The organism is Novosphingobium sp. PhB55 (assembly GCF_004368805.1).
Lineage (GTDB): Bacteria > Pseudomonadota > Alphaproteobacteria > Sphingomonadales > Sphingomonadaceae > Novosphingobium.
In genome coordinates, this window is record NZ_SODQ01000001.1 from 24,037 (window position 1) to 40,326 (window position 16,290).

17 protein-coding genes are annotated in these 16,290 nt (G+C 66.0%); 8 read left to right on the plus strand and 9 right to left on the minus strand.

All coding sequences use genetic code 11. The features are described 5' to 3' along the window. Positions 1-26: 26 nt before the first annotated feature. Genes EDF57_RS00130 through EDF57_RS00140 form a run of 3 tightly spaced genes read left to right on the plus strand, consistent with a single transcriptional unit; the run spans position 27 to position 3,050 of the window. On the plus strand, positions 27-401 hold the full coding sequence (locus EDF57_RS00130; RefSeq protein ID WP_243840805.1) for a hypothetical protein: 375 nt from the start codon (positions 27-29) through the stop codon (positions 399-401). Further along, positions 373-1,791 carry an NAD(P)H-hydrate epimerase gene (locus EDF57_RS00135; protein WP_134092688.1) on the plus strand — a complete coding sequence of 473 codons (1,419 nt, stop codon included), beginning with the start codon at positions 373-375 and terminating at the stop codon, positions 1,789-1,791. The genes EDF57_RS00130 and EDF57_RS00135 overlap by 29 nt, the downstream gene beginning before the upstream one ends. Then, entirely contained in the window at positions 1,788-3,050 is a 1,263-nt protein-coding gene (locus tag EDF57_RS00140) for a class I SAM-dependent RNA methyltransferase (RefSeq protein WP_243840806.1), read from the plus strand. Before EDF57_RS00135 ends, EDF57_RS00140 begins: the two co-directional genes overlap by 4 nt. Before the next feature lie 54 nt (positions 3,051-3,104). Here the strand turns inward: EDF57_RS00140 and EDF57_RS00145 are convergent, their stop codons facing one another. From EDF57_RS00145 to EDF57_RS00165, 5 genes are all read right to left on the minus strand, one after another. Next, positions 3,105-3,368 carry a hypothetical protein gene (locus EDF57_RS00145; RefSeq protein WP_134092689.1) on the minus strand — a complete coding sequence of 88 codons (264 nt, stop codon included), beginning with the start codon at positions 3,366-3,368 and terminating at the stop codon, positions 3,105-3,107. 41 nt (positions 3,369-3,409) lie between these two features. Then, entirely contained in the window at positions 3,410-3,640 is a 231-nt protein-coding gene (locus EDF57_RS00150; protein WP_132262177.1) for a hypothetical protein, read from the minus strand. 126 nt (positions 3,641-3,766) lie between these two features. Then, on the minus strand, positions 3,767-4,744 hold the full coding sequence (locus tag EDF57_RS00155; RefSeq protein ID WP_134092690.1) for a pyridoxal-phosphate dependent enzyme: 978 nt from the start codon (positions 4,742-4,744) through the stop codon (positions 3,767-3,769). Between the two features lie 16 nt (positions 4,745-4,760). Beyond that, a complete protein-coding gene (locus EDF57_RS00160; RefSeq protein ID WP_132262181.1) occupies positions 4,761-5,405 on the minus strand; it encodes a class I SAM-dependent methyltransferase in 645 nt (214 codons plus the stop codon). Positions 5,406-5,415: 10 nt separating this feature from the next. Further along, positions 5,416-6,639 (minus strand): BtaA family protein, encoded by a 1,224-nt coding sequence (locus EDF57_RS00165; RefSeq protein ID WP_132262183.1) that lies wholly within the window; start codon positions 6,637-6,639, stop codon positions 5,416-5,418. A 232-nt stretch (positions 6,640-6,871) separates the two neighbouring features. Here EDF57_RS00165 and EDF57_RS00170 point away from each other — a divergent pair, with 232 nt between their 5' ends. From EDF57_RS00170 to EDF57_RS00190, 5 genes are all read left to right on the plus strand, one after another. Then, entirely contained in the window at positions 6,872-8,083 is a 1,212-nt protein-coding gene (locus EDF57_RS00170) for a saccharopine dehydrogenase family protein (protein WP_134092691.1), read from the plus strand. Then, a complete protein-coding gene (locus EDF57_RS00175; protein WP_134092692.1) occupies positions 8,083-8,523 on the plus strand; it encodes a hypothetical protein in 441 nt (146 codons plus the stop codon). Before EDF57_RS00170 ends, EDF57_RS00175 begins: the two co-directional genes overlap by 1 nt. 7 nt (positions 8,524-8,530) lie before the next feature. Beyond that, positions 8,531-8,881: a DMT family protein gene (locus tag EDF57_RS00180; RefSeq protein ID WP_132262188.1), complete on the plus strand. Its 351-nt coding sequence runs from the start codon at positions 8,531-8,533 to the stop codon at positions 8,879-8,881. An 88-nt stretch (positions 8,882-8,969) separates the two neighbouring features. After that, complete coding sequence (locus tag EDF57_RS00185) at positions 8,970-10,148, plus strand: carboxynorspermidine decarboxylase (protein ID WP_132262190.1); 1,179 nt, start codon at positions 8,970-8,972, stop codon at positions 10,146-10,148. Between the two features lie 382 nt (positions 10,149-10,530). After that, entirely contained in the window at positions 10,531-11,754 is a 1,224-nt protein-coding gene (locus tag EDF57_RS00190; RefSeq protein ID WP_134092693.1) for a type III PLP-dependent enzyme, read from the plus strand. A 104-nt stretch (positions 11,755-11,858) separates the two neighbouring features. Here EDF57_RS00190 and EDF57_RS00195 read toward each other — a convergent pair whose 3' ends face one another. The 4 genes from EDF57_RS00195 to murI form a co-directional block, all read right to left on the minus strand. Continuing rightward, positions 11,859-12,959, minus strand: a complete 1,101-nt coding sequence (locus EDF57_RS00195; protein WP_134092694.1) for an NADH:flavin oxidoreductase/NADH oxidase — start codon at positions 12,957-12,959, stop codon at positions 11,859-11,861. A gap of 163 nt (positions 12,960-13,122) precedes the next feature. Continuing rightward, the gene (hemA, locus tag EDF57_RS00200; RefSeq protein ID WP_132262196.1) at positions 13,123-14,337 is read right to left on the minus strand and encodes a 5-aminolevulinate synthase; all 1,215 of its coding nucleotides are present in this window, start codon (positions 14,335-14,337) and stop codon (positions 13,123-13,125) included. 49 nt (positions 14,338-14,386) lie between these two features. Further along, positions 14,387-15,271, minus strand: coding sequence for a hypothetical protein (locus EDF57_RS00205; RefSeq protein WP_208324764.1), 885 nt, complete (start codon positions 15,269-15,271; stop codon positions 14,387-14,389). Then, positions 15,268-16,143: a glutamate racemase gene (gene murI / locus EDF57_RS00210; protein ID WP_243840807.1), complete on the minus strand. Its 876-nt coding sequence runs from the start codon at positions 16,141-16,143 to the stop codon at positions 15,268-15,270. Before murI ends, EDF57_RS00205 begins: the two co-directional genes overlap by 4 nt. Between the last annotated feature and the right edge of the window lie 147 nt (positions 16,144-16,290).

Sequence of the window (16,290 nt, forward strand, 5' to 3'; positions counted from 1 at the left end):
TCGCGCCTGTAGCAAGGCGCATGGCCATGAAATTCCTCACCGTCCTGCCGCTTTCCCTTGCTCTTGCGGCATGCTCTGCCGGGCATGAGGTGCCGGAGCAGGCCGAAGGCGGAGAGCGCATTCCCTGCGCCGTCGCCGGTTCGGCGGAACTTAAACCGGTCTGCGCGGTAGAGCGCGTGCGCGAGCAGGACCGGTTGGTGCTGGTGGTCCATCATCCGGACGGCGGGTTCCGGCGCTTCATGGTCATGACCGACGGCAGTGGGCTGGCGGTTGCCGATGGGGCGCAAGTGGCGGTAACAAGGCTGGACGGTGATCGGCTCGACGTCAGCCTCGGGGCGGACCGTTACCTGTTCCCGGTCACGAGGAAGCCCCATGCCGCAGAGTCCAAGCCCGCACGATAGCCAGATCCTCACCGTGTCGCAGATGCGCGGCGCGGAGGAGGCGTTGATGGCGGCGGGTTCTTCCGTCGATGCGCTGATGCAGCTGGCGGGGCGCGGCGCGGCGGAGTGGATCTGGCGGATTTGCGCCGGGCGGCGGGTCACGGTGCTGTGCGGCCCGGGGAACAACGGCGGTGACGGATATGTCATGGCCGAGGCCATCCGCGAGCGCGGGGGCCAGGTCGCCGTGGTGGCCGCCGGCGAGCCGAAGTCCGATGCAGCGCGGCATGCGCGCGCGCTCTATCAGGGCCGGGTGCTGGACGCCGGACAGGCGGGCGCAGCCGAAGGCGATGTCTTCGTCGACTGCCTTTACGGCAGCGGGCTGACGCGGCCGCTCTCGGCGGAACAATTCGCGCTGCTGAACCGTCTGGCCGAGGCGCATCACCACCGGGTCGCCATCGATCTGCCCAGCGGCGTACAATCCGATACCGGCATGGTGCTGAACGAAGTGCTGCCGCGCTATGACCTCACCCTGGCGCTTGGGGCATGGAAGTTCGCCCATTTCCTGATGCCGGCGACCGCCAGGATGGGGGCTTTGCGCCTGGTGCCGATCGGTGTCGAACCGGTGTCGGGCGCGGCCACGGCCGTGAGCAAGCCGCGGATTTCGGCGCCCGGGCCTGACGCGCACAAATATCGGCGCGGCTTGCTGGCCGTGGTGGGCGGCGCAATGCCCGGCGCGGCCGTACTGGCGAGCCTGGCCGCGCAGGGAGCAGGAGCGGGCTATGTGAAGCTGTTCGCAGACAGCAAGCGCAATGTTCCCGCGGACCTCGTGGTCGACCAGGGCAAGTTGATCGACGTACTGGCCGATGATCGCAACACGGCCATTCTCGTGGGACCGGGCCTCGGCCGCGACACTGCCGCGCGCGAACGACTGGCGATCGCCCTGGCCGATTCGGCGGCGGCCCTGGTGGATGCCGATGCCCTGGTGCTGCTGGGCCCGCGCCATCTGGCTGAGCGCAAGGCGGCGACCGTGGCGACGCCGCACGAGGGCGAACTGCTGGCGCTCGAACGTGCTTTCGGTCTCGACGGCACGGGCAGCAAGCCGCGCCGAGCGCTGGCGCTGGCGAAAACGGCGGGGCTGGTGGTCGTCGCCAAGGGGCCGGATACGGTGATCGCCGCGCCCGATGGCCGACTGGCCTGCGCCCCGCGCGCGACATCGTGGCTCTCCACGGCCGGAACCGGCGATGTGCTGGCCGGCTGCATCGCCAGCCGCCTCTCCGCCGGAGCGGATGGCTTTGCGGCCGCCTGCGAGGGCGTCTGGCTCCACGGAGAGGCCGCGCGGCGGTGTCCGCCTGCCTTTACTGCCGGTCAGCTTGGACAAATGGTCCCGGCTGCGCTAGCGGCCTGCCTGTGACTACCGAAACCGAAGAAATCCTGAGAATCGCCTCCAAGGGCGACGGCGTAACCGCGAGCGGGCGTTTCGCCTGGGGCGCCGCGCCGGGCGACCTGCTGCGCGAAGACGGCACCCTGGAATGGGGGCCGCACCATATCCAGGCCGCGTGCACCCATTTCGGCCGCTGCGGCGGCTGCCAGCTCCAGCAGCTGGACGAGGAAAGCCTGGCCGCCTTCGTCGAAGGGCGCGTCGCCAATGCCTCGGCCTCGCAGGAACTGGGCGCGGAGACGATCTCCGCTCCGTACTTGTCCCCACCGGGCGCGCGCCGACGCGTGTCGCTGCGCGCCGAAAGCTCGGGCGGGCGCATCGTCATCGGCTTCCGCGAGGCAAAGTCCCACCGGCTGGTGGAGCTCGACGAGTGCCCGGTCATGGCGCCGGAGCTTTTTGCCGTGCTCGGTCCGCTGCGCAAGCTGCTCATCATGATGGGCAAGGCGGCACCGGCGAAGAAGGGCGGCAAGCCCGGCAAGTCGGCCCGGCACCAGCAGGCGCGCATGGCCGCCGATATCGAGATGACCCTGACTGACCAGGGCGTGGACCTTGGCGTGAAGGGACTCACTGCCGAGGGGTTGGCCGCGACCGAAGCGATGCTCGACTTCTCGCGCGAACATGGGCTCGCGCGCCTTACCATGGACGGCGGCTACGGCTTCGAAACCGTGTGGGAGCCGGTGCCGGTCACCGTGAAACTCGGCGGCGTGCATGTGCCGTTTCCGCCGGGCTCGTTCCTGCAGGCGACGGTGGACGGCGAGGAAGCGCTGGTCGAAGCGGCGCGCGGCTGGCTTCAGGGCGCCGCGACCGTTGCCGATCTCTTTTCCGGGCTTGGCACTTTCGCGCTGGCATTGGCCGGACCGCAGACCAAAGTGCTGGCAGCCGAAGCCGCGCGCGATGCGCATCTGGCCTGCAAGTCTGCCGCTGACCGGGCCCAGCTGCCGGTGTTCAGCGCGCACCGCGACTTGTTCCGCAACCCGCTCCAACCCGACGAACTGAGCAAGTTCGAGGCCGTGCTGCTCGACCCGCCGCGCGCCGGTGCGCGCGAGCAGGTGGAATGCATCGCCGGGTCCACGGTGAACCGCGTCGTCTATATCTCGTGCAATCCGTCGAGCTGGTCGCGCGATGCCGCGCGGCTGATCGAGGCGGGCTTCAGATTGGTGGAACTGCGCCCCGTGGGCCAGTTCCGCTGGTCCACCCACGTCGAACTCGCGAGCTATTTCGAGCGCGCCTGAAGCTGCGGGTTACCTGAAGCGCGGATGTGTGCTGACTGAACCGGCGGCGCCGGATCAGTCAGCCTGTTGCGCTTTCGCCATCATGTCCATGAAATCCCGCGCGGCGTTGCGGTCCTCATCATTGTCGAAAGCGACGTCGAGGTCCGGCGAGGCGTTGAACAGATAGAGCAGGGACCACAGCGCGAACCGGCGGCTCCGGTCCTTCTCCATGCCCAGATCGACGCGCATGCGATCGATGCCGGTTTCCAGCGTGGTGGGTGCGATGGTCGAAAGGTCGTCGGTGCCGAAATAGCGGCGGAGCTGATCGTCGAAATCCATGCCCCGGCCCTAGCACCGGAAGATCGGATCGCGAAGACCCGTCAGGAATCGCCGTCCTTTTCGGCCATCTGGGCCGCGACGAGCTGGTAGATCACCAGAGCCCAGGTGCTGCCGATCATGCCCACGAAGAAAGTCGACCAGCTAAGTCCCCAGTCCGCGTCCAGCAGATTATTGGTGAGCGCAGCCAGCGTGACCAGCACCAGAAGCGTTTCCAGAGTAGCGAAACCCCAGCGCATGGAGACGACCGAATATGACTCGCTGCGTGTGCTCACGCCCGTCTCCCAACCCAAAGTTATCCCTTTGGGGCAAGAATAATACGGAGCAGGGGCCTCGTCCAGAAAATACGTTCAGATGAAAGCATCTCGAAACGGGATTCCGCCAAAGGCGGAGCGCTGGGTTCAGGTGTCTTCTTGAAGGACGCGTGCGAAGGCTTCGGCATCGGTATTGCCGCCCGAGAGGATCACGGCGGTGCGATCGGTCAGGTCGACTTTGCCTGCCAGCACGGCCGCCAGCGCCGCGGCGCCGCCCGGTTCGATCACGAGACGCAGTTTGGCGAAGGCCAGGCGCTGGGCAGCGCGGATTTCGGCCGGCGTCGCCACGAGGCCAAAGGGGCAGCGGGCTTTCATGATCTCGAAATTGACGGGCCATGTCGCCGGCGTCTGCAGAGCGTCGCAGGCGGTGGGAGGGGCATCGGCGGCCACGCGCTGGATCTCTCCCGCCGCCAGACTGCGGCAGACATCGTCCCAGCCTTCCGGCTCGACCGGGACGATCCGGGCGTCCGGCAAGGCGAGGGCGAGGCCGGCCGTGAGGCCACCGCCGCCGCAGGGCGCCACCACCTGATCGGGGGCCTCAAGGCCCAGTTCCGCCATTTGCGCGGCGATTTCTGTGCCGGTGCTGCCCTGTCCCTCGATCACCCAGGGGTCGCCGAAAGCATGGACGAGGGTGGCGCCGCGGGCGGCGCAGATCCGACCGGCCACCGCATCGCGGTCCTCGCCGCCGGGGCGATCGTAGAGGATGACTTCGGCGCCCAGGGCGCGCGTGTTCTCCAGCTTCACGGCGGGCGCGTCGATGGGCATGACGATGGCAGCGGCAATGCCCAGGCGGCGCGCGGCCCAGGCCACGCCTTGCGCATGGTTGCCGCTGGAGACGCCGACGACGCCGCGCGCCCGCTCCGTTTCGCTCAATGCGGTGAGCCGGTGCCAGGCGCCGCGGATCTTGAAGGCGCCTACGGGTTGAAGGCTCTCGGCCTTGCACCAGATCGTGCGGCCCTCGACCTCTAGCGGAAGCAGGGGCGTGCGCGGCAGGATTTCCGCGACTTTGCGGGCAGCCAGGGCCACGCCTGCGGCAGTGGGGCGATAGTCGGGCGAGTGCGTCATGCCCGGGGGCATAGCCTCAGCGGATCAGGCGCACCATCTGATAATAGCCAAGCGGTCCGCGCTGGACCTCGATCCGCAGGCCATGCTCCCCCGCGAGGCGCGCAGCGACCATCGGCAGGTCCAGGCGCGGGGATACGTGGAATTTCCCCAGCCAGGCCCTGAGCGCCGCGCGCAAGGGAGAGGGCAAGCCGGAAAGATCGCCGAAATCGACCGCATGGAGGACGCCGCCGGGCGCCAGCGCCGCGGCAGCCTGCGTCAGCGCCGCCTGCCAGCCGGGGATCATCGAGAGGGTGTAGGAGAGCACGACCCGGTCGAAGCCTGTTCGCCCGAACAGCGCTTGCGAATCGAACCGCGTTGCATCGCCCAGCGCCAGCTGCGCCTGCGGGCCCAGCCGGGCGCTCGCGCTTTTCAGCATCTCGCTGGAGATGTCGAAGCCGTGGCACTGCACGTCCGGCCATGCCGCTGCGATCAGTTCGAGATTGCGGCCCGTGCCGCAACCCACTTCGAGCACGGCCATTCCGGGGCGCGCATCGAGTTCGCGGATCAGGCGATCCCGGCCGAACAGGTAATATTTGCGCGTGAAGTCGTAGATGTGGCGCTGGCCGCGATAGACTTTGTCCATCAGGGCCGCATGATCCTGCGAAACGGCGGTTCCGGTCATCGTCCGGCGCTCAGCCGCGCAGCACGTAGAGGTGGACGCCGCCATAGATCGACGAGCGATCCGCCTGGGTTGCCGCCCGCGATTCGTCCTCGCGATAGTCCCAGCGCGACAGGATTTCCTCGGGCACACGGCCCGGCAGGAGCGTCGGCTCCGCGGCCGTGCGGAACAGCACGCGCGAGCCGGGGCGGGCGGTGCGGGTGATTTCGCTCCAGAGTTCGGTCAGCTGCGCGTCGCTCATCCAGTCCTGCGCGTCGAGCAGGATATAGCGGTCGAGCGAGGCTTCGGCGCTTTCCTTCAGCACCTGGGTGAAGTTCGCGTGGCGCAAGGTGAGCCGGCCCAGCCGTTCGCGTACCAGCTCGACATTGGCTTCCTGCAGATAGGGGGGCAGCGGCGCCTTGGCCTCACGGCCATAGCCACGGCCAAAGGCCTGCCAGGCGAAGTAGTTGTCATCGAGCGGGAAATGGCAGGCCAGCTTCTCCAGCCGCGCGCGCAGCACGTCAGCCATGCGGTTGCCGCCGGCCAGCGCGTCGTATTGCGCAGGCGGGATGCCAAGGCCGAAGAGCGAGGCTGGCTGGTCGGTCAGCCAGCGCACGAGCTTGCGCTCGAAGATCGGCGCGAAGCGTTCGTCGAACACCCGGCGCTGCTCCTCCAGCGTTTCCGCGCCGAGGATCTCGCTCGGGTCGATCTTGTAGAGCTTGGCAAGGACGTGGGCGGCGCCGATGAAGTGGCCGAGCAGGCCCTGCTTGTAGATGCCGCGCGTAAAGCCCTTGATGCGCCGGCGGCCCACCAGGTCGCGGCCTTCCCAGTAGCGGCGGGTGGCCTCGTCGAGATGGGGCGCAAGACGCTCGCGATAAGTCGCGAAATTGCCGGGATGGTCGGCCTCGCCGATGAAGCGGCGCAAGTCCGCATAGTCCGTCAGGTTGCGGATCGCAGCGATCTTGAGGCGGCCGAGCGCGATATGCGCGGTGTTGAGGTCCACGCTGGTGATCGCGGCCGGGTCTGCCGTGAGATAGGACAGTGCGTTGCAGCTGCCGCTGGAAATCGTGATGATCCGGCTGTCCGGCCCGATCTGCAGGGCTTCCATGTCGGCGACGGGGTCCTCCCAGATCTGCGCGTAGACCAGGCCCTTGAAGGCGAGCGCGAAGGCCTTGTCGAGCAGGCGCGCACCGCGCCTGGTCTCCTGCCGGACGACGGCGCCTTCGATCAGGTTGGATGCGGGATGGGCATTGGACATCGTTCGGCGGACCCCCGGGCCGTAAGAAGCTTGTGCGGCTCCAATGCCTCCGCGGCGTGACCGCGCGATGACGGGACGATGGCGGATTATGACAGTCTTTTGTTTGGTACCCCTGCGACCTCCATCGTTTTTGCCCCGACCGCCAGTTCGGGCAAAAACTCTCACAGTTGAGTTGTCACACAGGGCCTCTATATGCGGCTGTTCGCGAGCATCGCGTTAAGGAGACAGATTGGTGAGCAAGGTTCTGGTGATCGGCGCAGGCGGCGTCGGTTCGGTCGCGGTCCACAAGATGGCGATGAATCCCGACATCTTCTCGGACATTCACCTCGCGAGCCGCACGGTCTCCAAGTGCGAGGCGATTGCCGAGTCGGTCAAGGAGCGCACCGGCGTTTCGATCAGCACGTATGCGATCGACGCTGATGACGTGGCCGCGACGAGCGCGCTGATCCGCTCGATCGGGCCGGAACTCGTCGTCAACCTCGCGCTGCCTTATCAGGATCTCGCGATCATGGACGCCTGCCTGGCGACCGGCGTGAACTACATGGATACCGCGAACTACGAGCCCAAGGACGTGGCCAAGTTCGAATATCACTGGCAGTGGGCCTACCAGGACAAGTTCAAGGAAGCGGGCCTCACGGCGCTGCTCGGCTCGGGCTTCGATCCGGGCGTGACCTCGGTCTTCGCCATGTGGCTGAAGAAGCACAAGCTCAAGACCATCCGCACGCTCGACATTCTCGACTGCAACGGCGGCGACCACGGCCAGGCTTTCGCCACCAACTTCAACCCGGAAATCAACATCCGCGAAGTGACCGCGCCGGCCCGCCACTGGGAGAACGGCCAGTTCGTCGAAACCCCGGCGATGGGCGTGAAGCAGAGCTTCGACTTCGAAGCCGTCGGTCCCAAGAACATGTACATGATGTATCACGAGGAACTGGAAAGCCTCGCGAAGTTCATCCCCGAGATGGAGCGCGCGCGCTTCTGGATGACCTTCGGCGATGCCTATATCCAGCACCTTACCGTGCTGCAGAACGTGGGCATGACCCGCATCGACCCGGTGATCTACAACGGCGTCGAGATCATCCCGCTCCAGTTCCTCAAGGCCGTGCTGCCCGAGCCTGCTTCGCTCGGCCCGACGACCAAGGGCAAGACCAACATCGGCGACATCGCCACCGGCGAGGCGCTCGACGGCTCGGGCGAGAAGACGTTCTACATCAAGAACATCTGCGACCATGAAGATGCCTATGCCGAAACCGGCAACCAGGCCGTCAGCTACACCACCGGCGTTCCGGCGATGATCGGCGCGGCCATGCTGCTGACCGGCAAATGGAGCGGTGCCGGCGTGTTCAACATCGAGCAGTTCGATCCCGATCCCTACATGGACATGCTCAACCAGCATGGCCTGCCGTGGACGGTCGAGGAACTCGACGGACCGCTGGCGTTCTGATGGCAGGGCTGCGGACCGTCCTCGTCGCGGCCTTCGGCGCTCTCGCGCTGGTCGGCTGCGCGCCGCAGGACGGTCCGCAGCCGCCTTCCACCCCGGCACCCGCCACCCCGACACCGCCGACCCAGCCGGCCGGACACAAGGGCGAGGGGCAGGACTATAACCGCGACATGAGCGCGGACGATCGCGCAGCCTGCCAGTCCGCAGGCGGCACCGTGCAGCGCCGCGGCATGCTGGGCATGGAGCAATGCGTCCATCCCTACGCCGATGCGGGCAAGCCCTGCACCGATTCCGCGCAGTGCCAGGGCAAGTGCGTCGGCAGTGCGGGCGCCTTGTCTCCGGACAGGGCCGCGAGCGGGACCTGCCAGGCCGACGACAAGCTCTATGGCTGCTATGCCGAGGTCAAGCAGGGCAAGGCGGTCAACGCCATCTGCGTCGACTGAGGCGGCCGTGAACTGGACCTTCGTTGCGCCCGTGGCCATGCTGGCGGGCTCCAATATCTTCATGAACACCGCCTGGTATCTCCATCTCAAGATGCCGGGCAAAGCCTTGTGGGTGGCCGTGGCGATGAGCTGGGGCATTGCCTTCTTCGAATATTGCCTGGCCGTGCCTGCCAACCGGATCGGCAGCCAGGTCTATTCGCTGGGCCAGCTCAAGGTGCTGCAGGAGGCCATGTCGCTCATGGCTTTCGTCCTGGTGGCCTGGGCGCTGTTCGGTCAGAAGCCGGGGTTGAACGAGATCGTCGGCTTCGCGCTGGTCGGGGCAGGGGCCTGGTTCATCTTCAAGGGCCCGTTCGGCTGACGTGTTCTTGAAGCCGTGCGCAGGCAGGGCCATCTGGTTGCAAATTCGGCTCCCTTCGCGGGGGCCATCCGAAAAGGACTGAACGAACATGGAAACCCGCGCCGGTGATCCGGGAGCTTTCGCCCATTTCGACCTGTCGCGCGTCGACAGCCCCAGTTTCGTGGTCGATGCGGCCCGGCTGCGCAGCAACCTGCGCGTGCTGGCCGATGTCGGCGAACGATCGGGCGCCAAGGTCCTGTCCGCGCTCAAGGCCTTCTCGATGTGGTCGACGTCGCAGATCGTCGGCGAATATCTCGACGGTGTCTGCACCTCGGGCCTGTGGGAAGCCCGTCTTGCCTCGGAATTCTACGATGGTGAGATCGCGACGTATTGCGCGGCCTACAAGGAACAGGATCTCGACGAGATACTGCGCCTGTCGGACCATGTGATCTTCAATTCACCGATGCAGATCGAGCGCTTCTGGGCGCAGATCGAGGCGGCGCGCGCGCGCGGAGAGGACTTCGACATCGGTCTGCGCGTCAATCCGATGCATGCCGAAGGCGAAGTGCCGAAGTACGACCCCTGCGCACCGCATTCGCGCCTGGGCTTCCCGATTGACCAGCTCACCGAAGAGCATGTCGAGATGATCGACGGCATCCACATGCACACATTGTGCGAACAGGACTTCGAGCCGCTGCGGCGGACCTGGGACAAGGCCTTCGATTACCTCGAACCGTTCTTCGGCCAGTTCAAGTGGATCAACCTGGGCGGCGGCCACCACATCACCCGCGCCGACTATCAGCGCGACGAGCTGGTGGAATTCCTGATCGACCTTCAGGAGGACACCGGCGCCGAAGTCTATATCGAGCCGGGTGAGGCCGTCGCGCTCGATGCGGGCATCCTGGTGGGGTCCGTGCTCGACGTGGCGCATAACGGAATGCCCGTGGCGATCGTCGACATTTCCGCGACCTGCCACATGCCGGACGTGATCGAAGCGCCCTATCGGCCCGCGATGCTCGGGGAAAAGGAAGAGGGCGAAGGCGAGCCGGTGCGGCTTGGCGGGCCTTCGTGCCTGGCCGGCGACGTGATCGGCGATTACGTCCTGCCCGTCGCGGCCGAGCCCGGAGCACGTTTCGCGTTCCTCGATCAGGCCCACTATTCGATGGTGAAGACCACGACCTTCAACGGCGTTCCGCTTCCCTCGATCTGGCTCTGGGATTCCGAGACCGACTCGCTCGAATGCATCCGCCGCTTCGGTTACGAGGATTTCCGCGACCGTCTCAGCTAAGGGAAGCCCCTGAAATCAACGCGGGACGGCTCGATCCGTCCCGCGATTCCCCCACTCGGTCCCCTCCTGGTCGACTCGAAAGAACTCGGCCGGTCTCTCCTGCATTGTAGCTGTGAAACCGGCATATCCAGGTGTCTCTTTCATGACGGATGACCGGTTAGGGTTGCGCGAGCTAACGCTCTGTAAAGTCGCAGAAAAACCAAGTGGAGAGGCGGCATGGTTTCACGCCCAATTTCCGATTATGACGTTTCTGTGAAACGGACCTTTTTTCACTTGCGATTCAGCTTGAGAGCCCTATATCCCGCCCCTCGCTGCCCCATGGGGACTTCCAAACCGCAAGGCAGCTCTTGTCATTAACAATTCCGTTTGGGGGTCCCTTGAGTTGCTCGAATTTCTTGACGCACCGGCTGTAGCGCGCGCAATCGCGCCCGACGAACCCGTTATTCTCAACCGCCCGCATGCTGCTGCGCGCGCGGCCCGTTTCTTCGCAACGAAGTTTCCGGGCAAGGCGCTCTATGCCGTGAAGGCGAACCCGTCGCCGGATCTTATCAAGATCCTCTGGGCGAACGGCATCACGCATTACGACGTCGCTTCCATCGGTGAAGTGCGCATGGTTCGCGGGGCACTGCCCGACGCGACCCTGTGCTTCATGCATCCGGTGAAGACGGCCAGCGCGATCCGCGAATCCTACTTCGAACACGGCGTCCGCACCTTCAGCCTCGACACGATCGAGGAAGTCGAGAAGATCCTCGAAGCGACCACCGACGCGGAAGGCAACCGCGCGACGGACCTGCGCCTCTGCGTGCGTCTGCGCGTCTCTTCCGAATATTCGGAACTGAGCCTCGCCTCGAAGTTCGGTGTCGATCTTGCCGATGCCGGAGAGCTGCTCCAGGCCACCCGTCAGGTTGCTGACTGGCTGGGCGTATGCTTCCACGTCGGTTCGCAGGCGATGACGCCTTTCGCCTACGTCCAGGCTCTCGAGCGCGCACGCGCCGCGATTGCCGACGCCGGTGTCGTCATCGACATGATCGACGTTGGTGGAGGTTTCCCCTCGGTCTATCCGGGCATGGAGCCGCCGCCGCTGGAAGACTATTTCCAGGTCATCCACCGTCACTTCGAAGCCCTGCCGATCGCCTACAACGCCGAACTGTGGTGCGAGCCCGGTCGTGCGCTCTCGGCCGAGTACAGCTCGATGATCGTCAAGGTCGAGAAGCGCCGCGGTGATGAGCTTTACATCAACGAGGGTGCCTATGGCGCGCTCTACGATGCCGCCCACGTCGCCTGGCGCTTCCCGGTGAAGTGCATCTCGCGCGAGGCCGCCGTCGGTGGCGAGCGTTCGGACGATCTCGAGGGCTTCTCGTTCTACGGCCCGACCTGCGACGACGCGGACTTCATGGAAGGCCCGTTCATGCTCCCGGCCGACATCAAGGCGGGCGACTGGATCGAAGTCGGCATGCTCGGCGCTTACGGCGCGGCCATGCGCACGGCCTTCAACGGCTTCGGCACGGGCGAAGTGCTGAACGTCGCCGACGAGCCGATGGCGAGCCTCTACACGGGCGAGCGCAAGGATCCGCGCGTCTCCGACAACGTGGTGTCGCTGCGCTGATCTGAGCCGTCCGGTTACAGAAAAGCCCGCCGGGAGCAATTCCGGCGGGCTTTTTCATGGTTGCTGCCGCCCTCCCGGATCGCGTCCGGGACGGCGGCGCTGCCTCAGGCCTGGACGAACAGCTCCTTGTAGGCGCGTGGCTGGCTGCGCAGGAACTGCGGGGCCGCCTTGACCTTGGCGCCCAGGGCCGCGGCCGCATGCCAGGGCCAGCGCGGATCGTAGAGCACGGTGCGGGCCAGCGCGATCATGTCGGCCTCGCCCGTCGCGATGATGGCTTCGGCCTGCTCGGGCTCGGTGATGAGGCCGACGGCGATCACCGGCATCGACACCGCGTCCTTGACCTTGCGGGCAAGCGGAACCTGATAGTTCGGGCCGACCGGGATCGTCTGCGCAGCGTCCAGTCCGCCGCTGGAAACGTGGTAGGCGGCGCAGCCGCGCGCTTCCAGCGCCTTGGCGAATGCGATGGACTGTTCCACGTCCCATCCACCCTCGACCCAGTCGGTACCGGAAACGCGCATCGTCACCGGCTTGTCGGCCGGGAAAGCGGCGCGAACGGCATCGTAGACTTCGAGGGGGAAGCGCATGCGGTTTTCCAGGCTGCCGCCATATTCGTCCTCGCGCTTGTTGGAGAGCGGCGAGAGGAACTGGTGAAGCAGATAGCCGTGAGCGCCGTGGATCTGCACGGCATCGATGCCGAGGCGGGCAGCGCGGCGGGCGGCGTCGGCGAAGGCGTCGCGAATGCGGGCCAGCCCTTCGCGGTCGAGCGCTTCGGGCGGGTTCTCGTCGAGCAGGAACGGCAGGTCCGACGCCGAGACGGTCTGCCAGCCGTTCTCGTGATCGGGCGCGATCTGCGCGCCGCCGTCCCAGGGCTTGGCCGTGCTGGCCTTGCGTCCGGCATGGGCAAGCTGGATGGCAATCGGCATGTCGGACCAGCGGCGCACGCTTTCCAGCACCTGGCCCATCGCCTGTTCGGTGGCATCGTCCCACAGCCCGACATCAGCGTAGGAAATGCGGCCCTCGGGGCTGACGGCGCTGGCCTCGATCGTCAGGATGCCCGCGCCGGACTGCGCCAGATTGCCGAGGTGAATGGTGTGCCAGTCCGTCATCCGGCCATTTTCGGCGGAATATTGGCACATCGGCGCGATGACGATGCGGTTGTCGAGAGTGAGGTTGCCGATGGTGATCGGCTCGAACAGCTTGGCCATGGAAGTCCTTCTGGTCACGTCGTCGCGGGGGAAGGCGTCGGGAGAGACGCGGGGAGGCGACGGGAGGAACTTGGGGGCCGATGCGCAAATGAAAAGGGCTCCGCCGTGCGAACGGGGAGCCCTTTGCAAAAGAAAATGTTGCGACTGCGAAAGCGCGCGGCGGTCAGGCCGCCAGGCGCATTTCCAGCCGTTCCCAGATTTCGACGAGGGCTTCGGTGAGGCTCTGCATCATCGCCTCGGTATGCGCCGGGCCGGGCGTGAAGCGCAGGCGTTCGGTGCCGCGCGGTACGGTCGGGAAGTTGATCGGCTGCACATAGGCGCCATATTCCGCGAGCAGGATGTCGCTGATCTTCTTGGCTTTCACCGGATCCCCGACCATCAGCGGCACGATATGCGTGGTCGAATCCATGACCGGCAGGCCCGCATCGCGGAACATCTGCTTCATCAGGGCGGCGGACCGCTGCTGGCCTTCGCGCTCGGCGCTGGAGCCCTTGAGGTGCTTCACCGAGGCGAGCACGCCCGCAACGAGCACCGGCGAAAGCGAGGTGGTGAAGATGAAGCCCGGTGCGTAGGAGCGGATGCAGTCGATGATCTTCTGGTTGGTGGCGATATAGCCGCCCATCACGCCGAACGCCTTGCCCAGCGTGCCTTCGATGATGTCGATGCGGTGAGCCGCTTCGTCACGATCGGTGATCCCGCCGCCCCGCGGACCGTACATGCCGACCGCGTGGACTTCGTCGATATAAGTGAGGGCGTTGTACTTCTCGGCCAGGTCGCAGATCGCGTGGATCGGTGCGACGTCTCCATCCATCGAATAGACCGACTCGAAAGCGACCAGCTTGGGCAGCGCGGGGTCGGTGGCGGCCAGCAGTTCCTCGAGATGTTCGAGGTCGTTGTGGCGGAACACCTTCTTTTCGCAGCCCGAATTGCGAATGCCGGCGATCATCGAGGCGTGGTTGAGTTCGTCCGAAAAGATCACGCAACCCGGCAGCAATTTCGCCAGGGTGGAGAGCGTCGCGTCGTTCGAGACGTAGCCCGAAGTGAACAGCAGCGCGCCTTCCTTGCCGTGAAGGTCGGCCAGCTCACTTTCGAGTTCGATGTGATAGTGCGTGTTGCCGCCGATATTGCGGGTGCCCCCGGAACCGGCGCCCACATCGTGCAGCGCCTCTTCCATGGCCTCGATCACCTTGGGGTGCTGGCCCATCGCGAGATAGTCGTTCGAGCACCAGACCGTGATCGGCTTCGGTCCATTGTGACCGGCAAAGCAGCGGGCATTCGGGTAGGCACCCTTGTTGCGCAGGATGTCGATGAAAACGCGATAGCGGCCTTCCGAATGGAGGCGCTCGATCGCTTGATCGAAGATGTTTTCGTAGTTCACCTAGGCTCTATCCTGCGTTCGCCTTGAAGGGGCTGTTACCCAAGGGCTATTACCCGTTGCTGCGGGCAAATACATGATCGATCGGGACATGGCCAGAAGCTTGTCCTGCGGACTGTGATCGATCTTTTGCAAATCCGCTTGCAATCCCCGCCACGTCTCGCGGTTCATGGCCGGACACCACGATCATCGCCGGGGCGGCCCGCTTCAGGGCCTTGATGGTCATGAGCCAGGAGACGGTCAGGCGGCGCTCGTCGCCGTTTCGCATCGTCGCGAAAGTGCGGGCCGGCGGGCGGCCCTCCATCCAGTTGGCATCGATCTTGGCGACATCGCCGGTGAAGAGATATTCGCGGCCGTCCTCAAGCCGGATGTAGACCATCATCGCGCGGTCGGGCAGGCCCTTCAGCGGGATGGCGACCACGCCGGGGGCCACCGCGCGCGGCTCCCCGTCACCGAGATCGGGAAGCGGCACGGCATCGGGCGAGGCCAGCGCCGGATTGCCCCGGTGGAGCGGCCGATCTAGCAGCACCAGCTTCATCGTGGCGATTTCGGCCGCTTCGTCGACGCGCCTCTGGGCGGAGAAGTTGAAATCCTCCACGTCCCGCTTCCTGGCATCGACGGGCGTGGTGCCGGCATCGATCAGGATCGGGGCACGGCCCGGAACGACCAGCTCGAAAGCGCGCAGGGCCAGCCTCACCGGGCGCAGGCCGCTGCCGGCGGCGATGCGGTTGTAGAGTTCGGAATGGTAGCCCAGGACTTCCTGCCGCAAGGCGACAGGGGCAGGCCCGGGAATGCCCTCGGCCAGTTCGCGCAGGCGCGACATGGTGATCGGCAGCGGTTTGGCGCCAGGGGCGCTGGCGTCGAACTGGAACCAGTAGAGCGGCACGCCCAGCAGGAGCACCAGGATGAGCAGCAACAGGTTCAGTCGCGGCGTCAAAACCGTCCACCCTCCGGCAACCCGTAGCGAGCCAGCGCATCGCCATACGCTCCGGGAAATTCTCCCGATCCGGTGAATAACGCGCGGTCCGGCTGCTGGCGAGCGTATTCCTGGCCCTCGGTAAGCTGGGCGATGCGCCGGGCGATACCCGCGGCGCCGTGGATGAAGCGGACGCCGGGGCCGAAAGCCTGCGCCAGTTCCTCTTCGAGCAGAGGGAAATGAGTGCAGGCCAGCACCAGCGTGTCGATATCCTCGCCGCCGGGCATGGCGCGCAGAGCCTCTGCGGCCCGGACTATCGCGGAGAGGTCGACCGGCTCGCCGCGCAGCTTGGCTTCGGCGGCTTCGACCAGGCCGGGGCCGCCATAGCGCAGCAGGCGCTTGCCCGGCGCAAATTCCTGTTCCAGCCTGTCGACATAGGCCTGCCGGACGGTCGCCTGGGTGCCCAGGAGGCCGATGACGCCGGTTCGGGTCATCGCGGCGGCAGGCTTGATGGCCGGGACCGTGCCGACAACCGGCACTTCCAGCACCTCGCGCACCATGCCGAGCGCGATCGTGGATGCGGTATTGCAGGCGATGCAGACCAGACGCGGCGCAAAGCGCTCCGTCATGCGGCCGAGCAGCCCGGCGACGCGCGCGGTGACTTGCGCCTCGCTCTTGGTGCCATAGGGCAGGCCGGCCATGTCGGCGGCATAGATCACCGGCGCCTGCGGCAGGATCTTGCGCAATTCGCCCAGAACGGTGAGCCCGCCCACGCCCGAATCGAAAAGCAGGATCGGCGCGCCCCGTTCGACGGAAATGGGTTCGACGGAAGTGGGATCGACGGAAGCGGGAGCGACGGACGTCGCGGGCAGCGCATGGGGCATTGGAGACATCGTTTTTCCTGGACCTTGTACCCTGTTAATCGCTCGGCACGGGAAAGAGCAATGTTCAAAGCTGCAAGTCCGCTCGCGATTTGCGCGTAACCGGGTAAGACTGCGCCGAAATGGAGCCATCGAACAGCGGCGCGGCGAATGCACCTC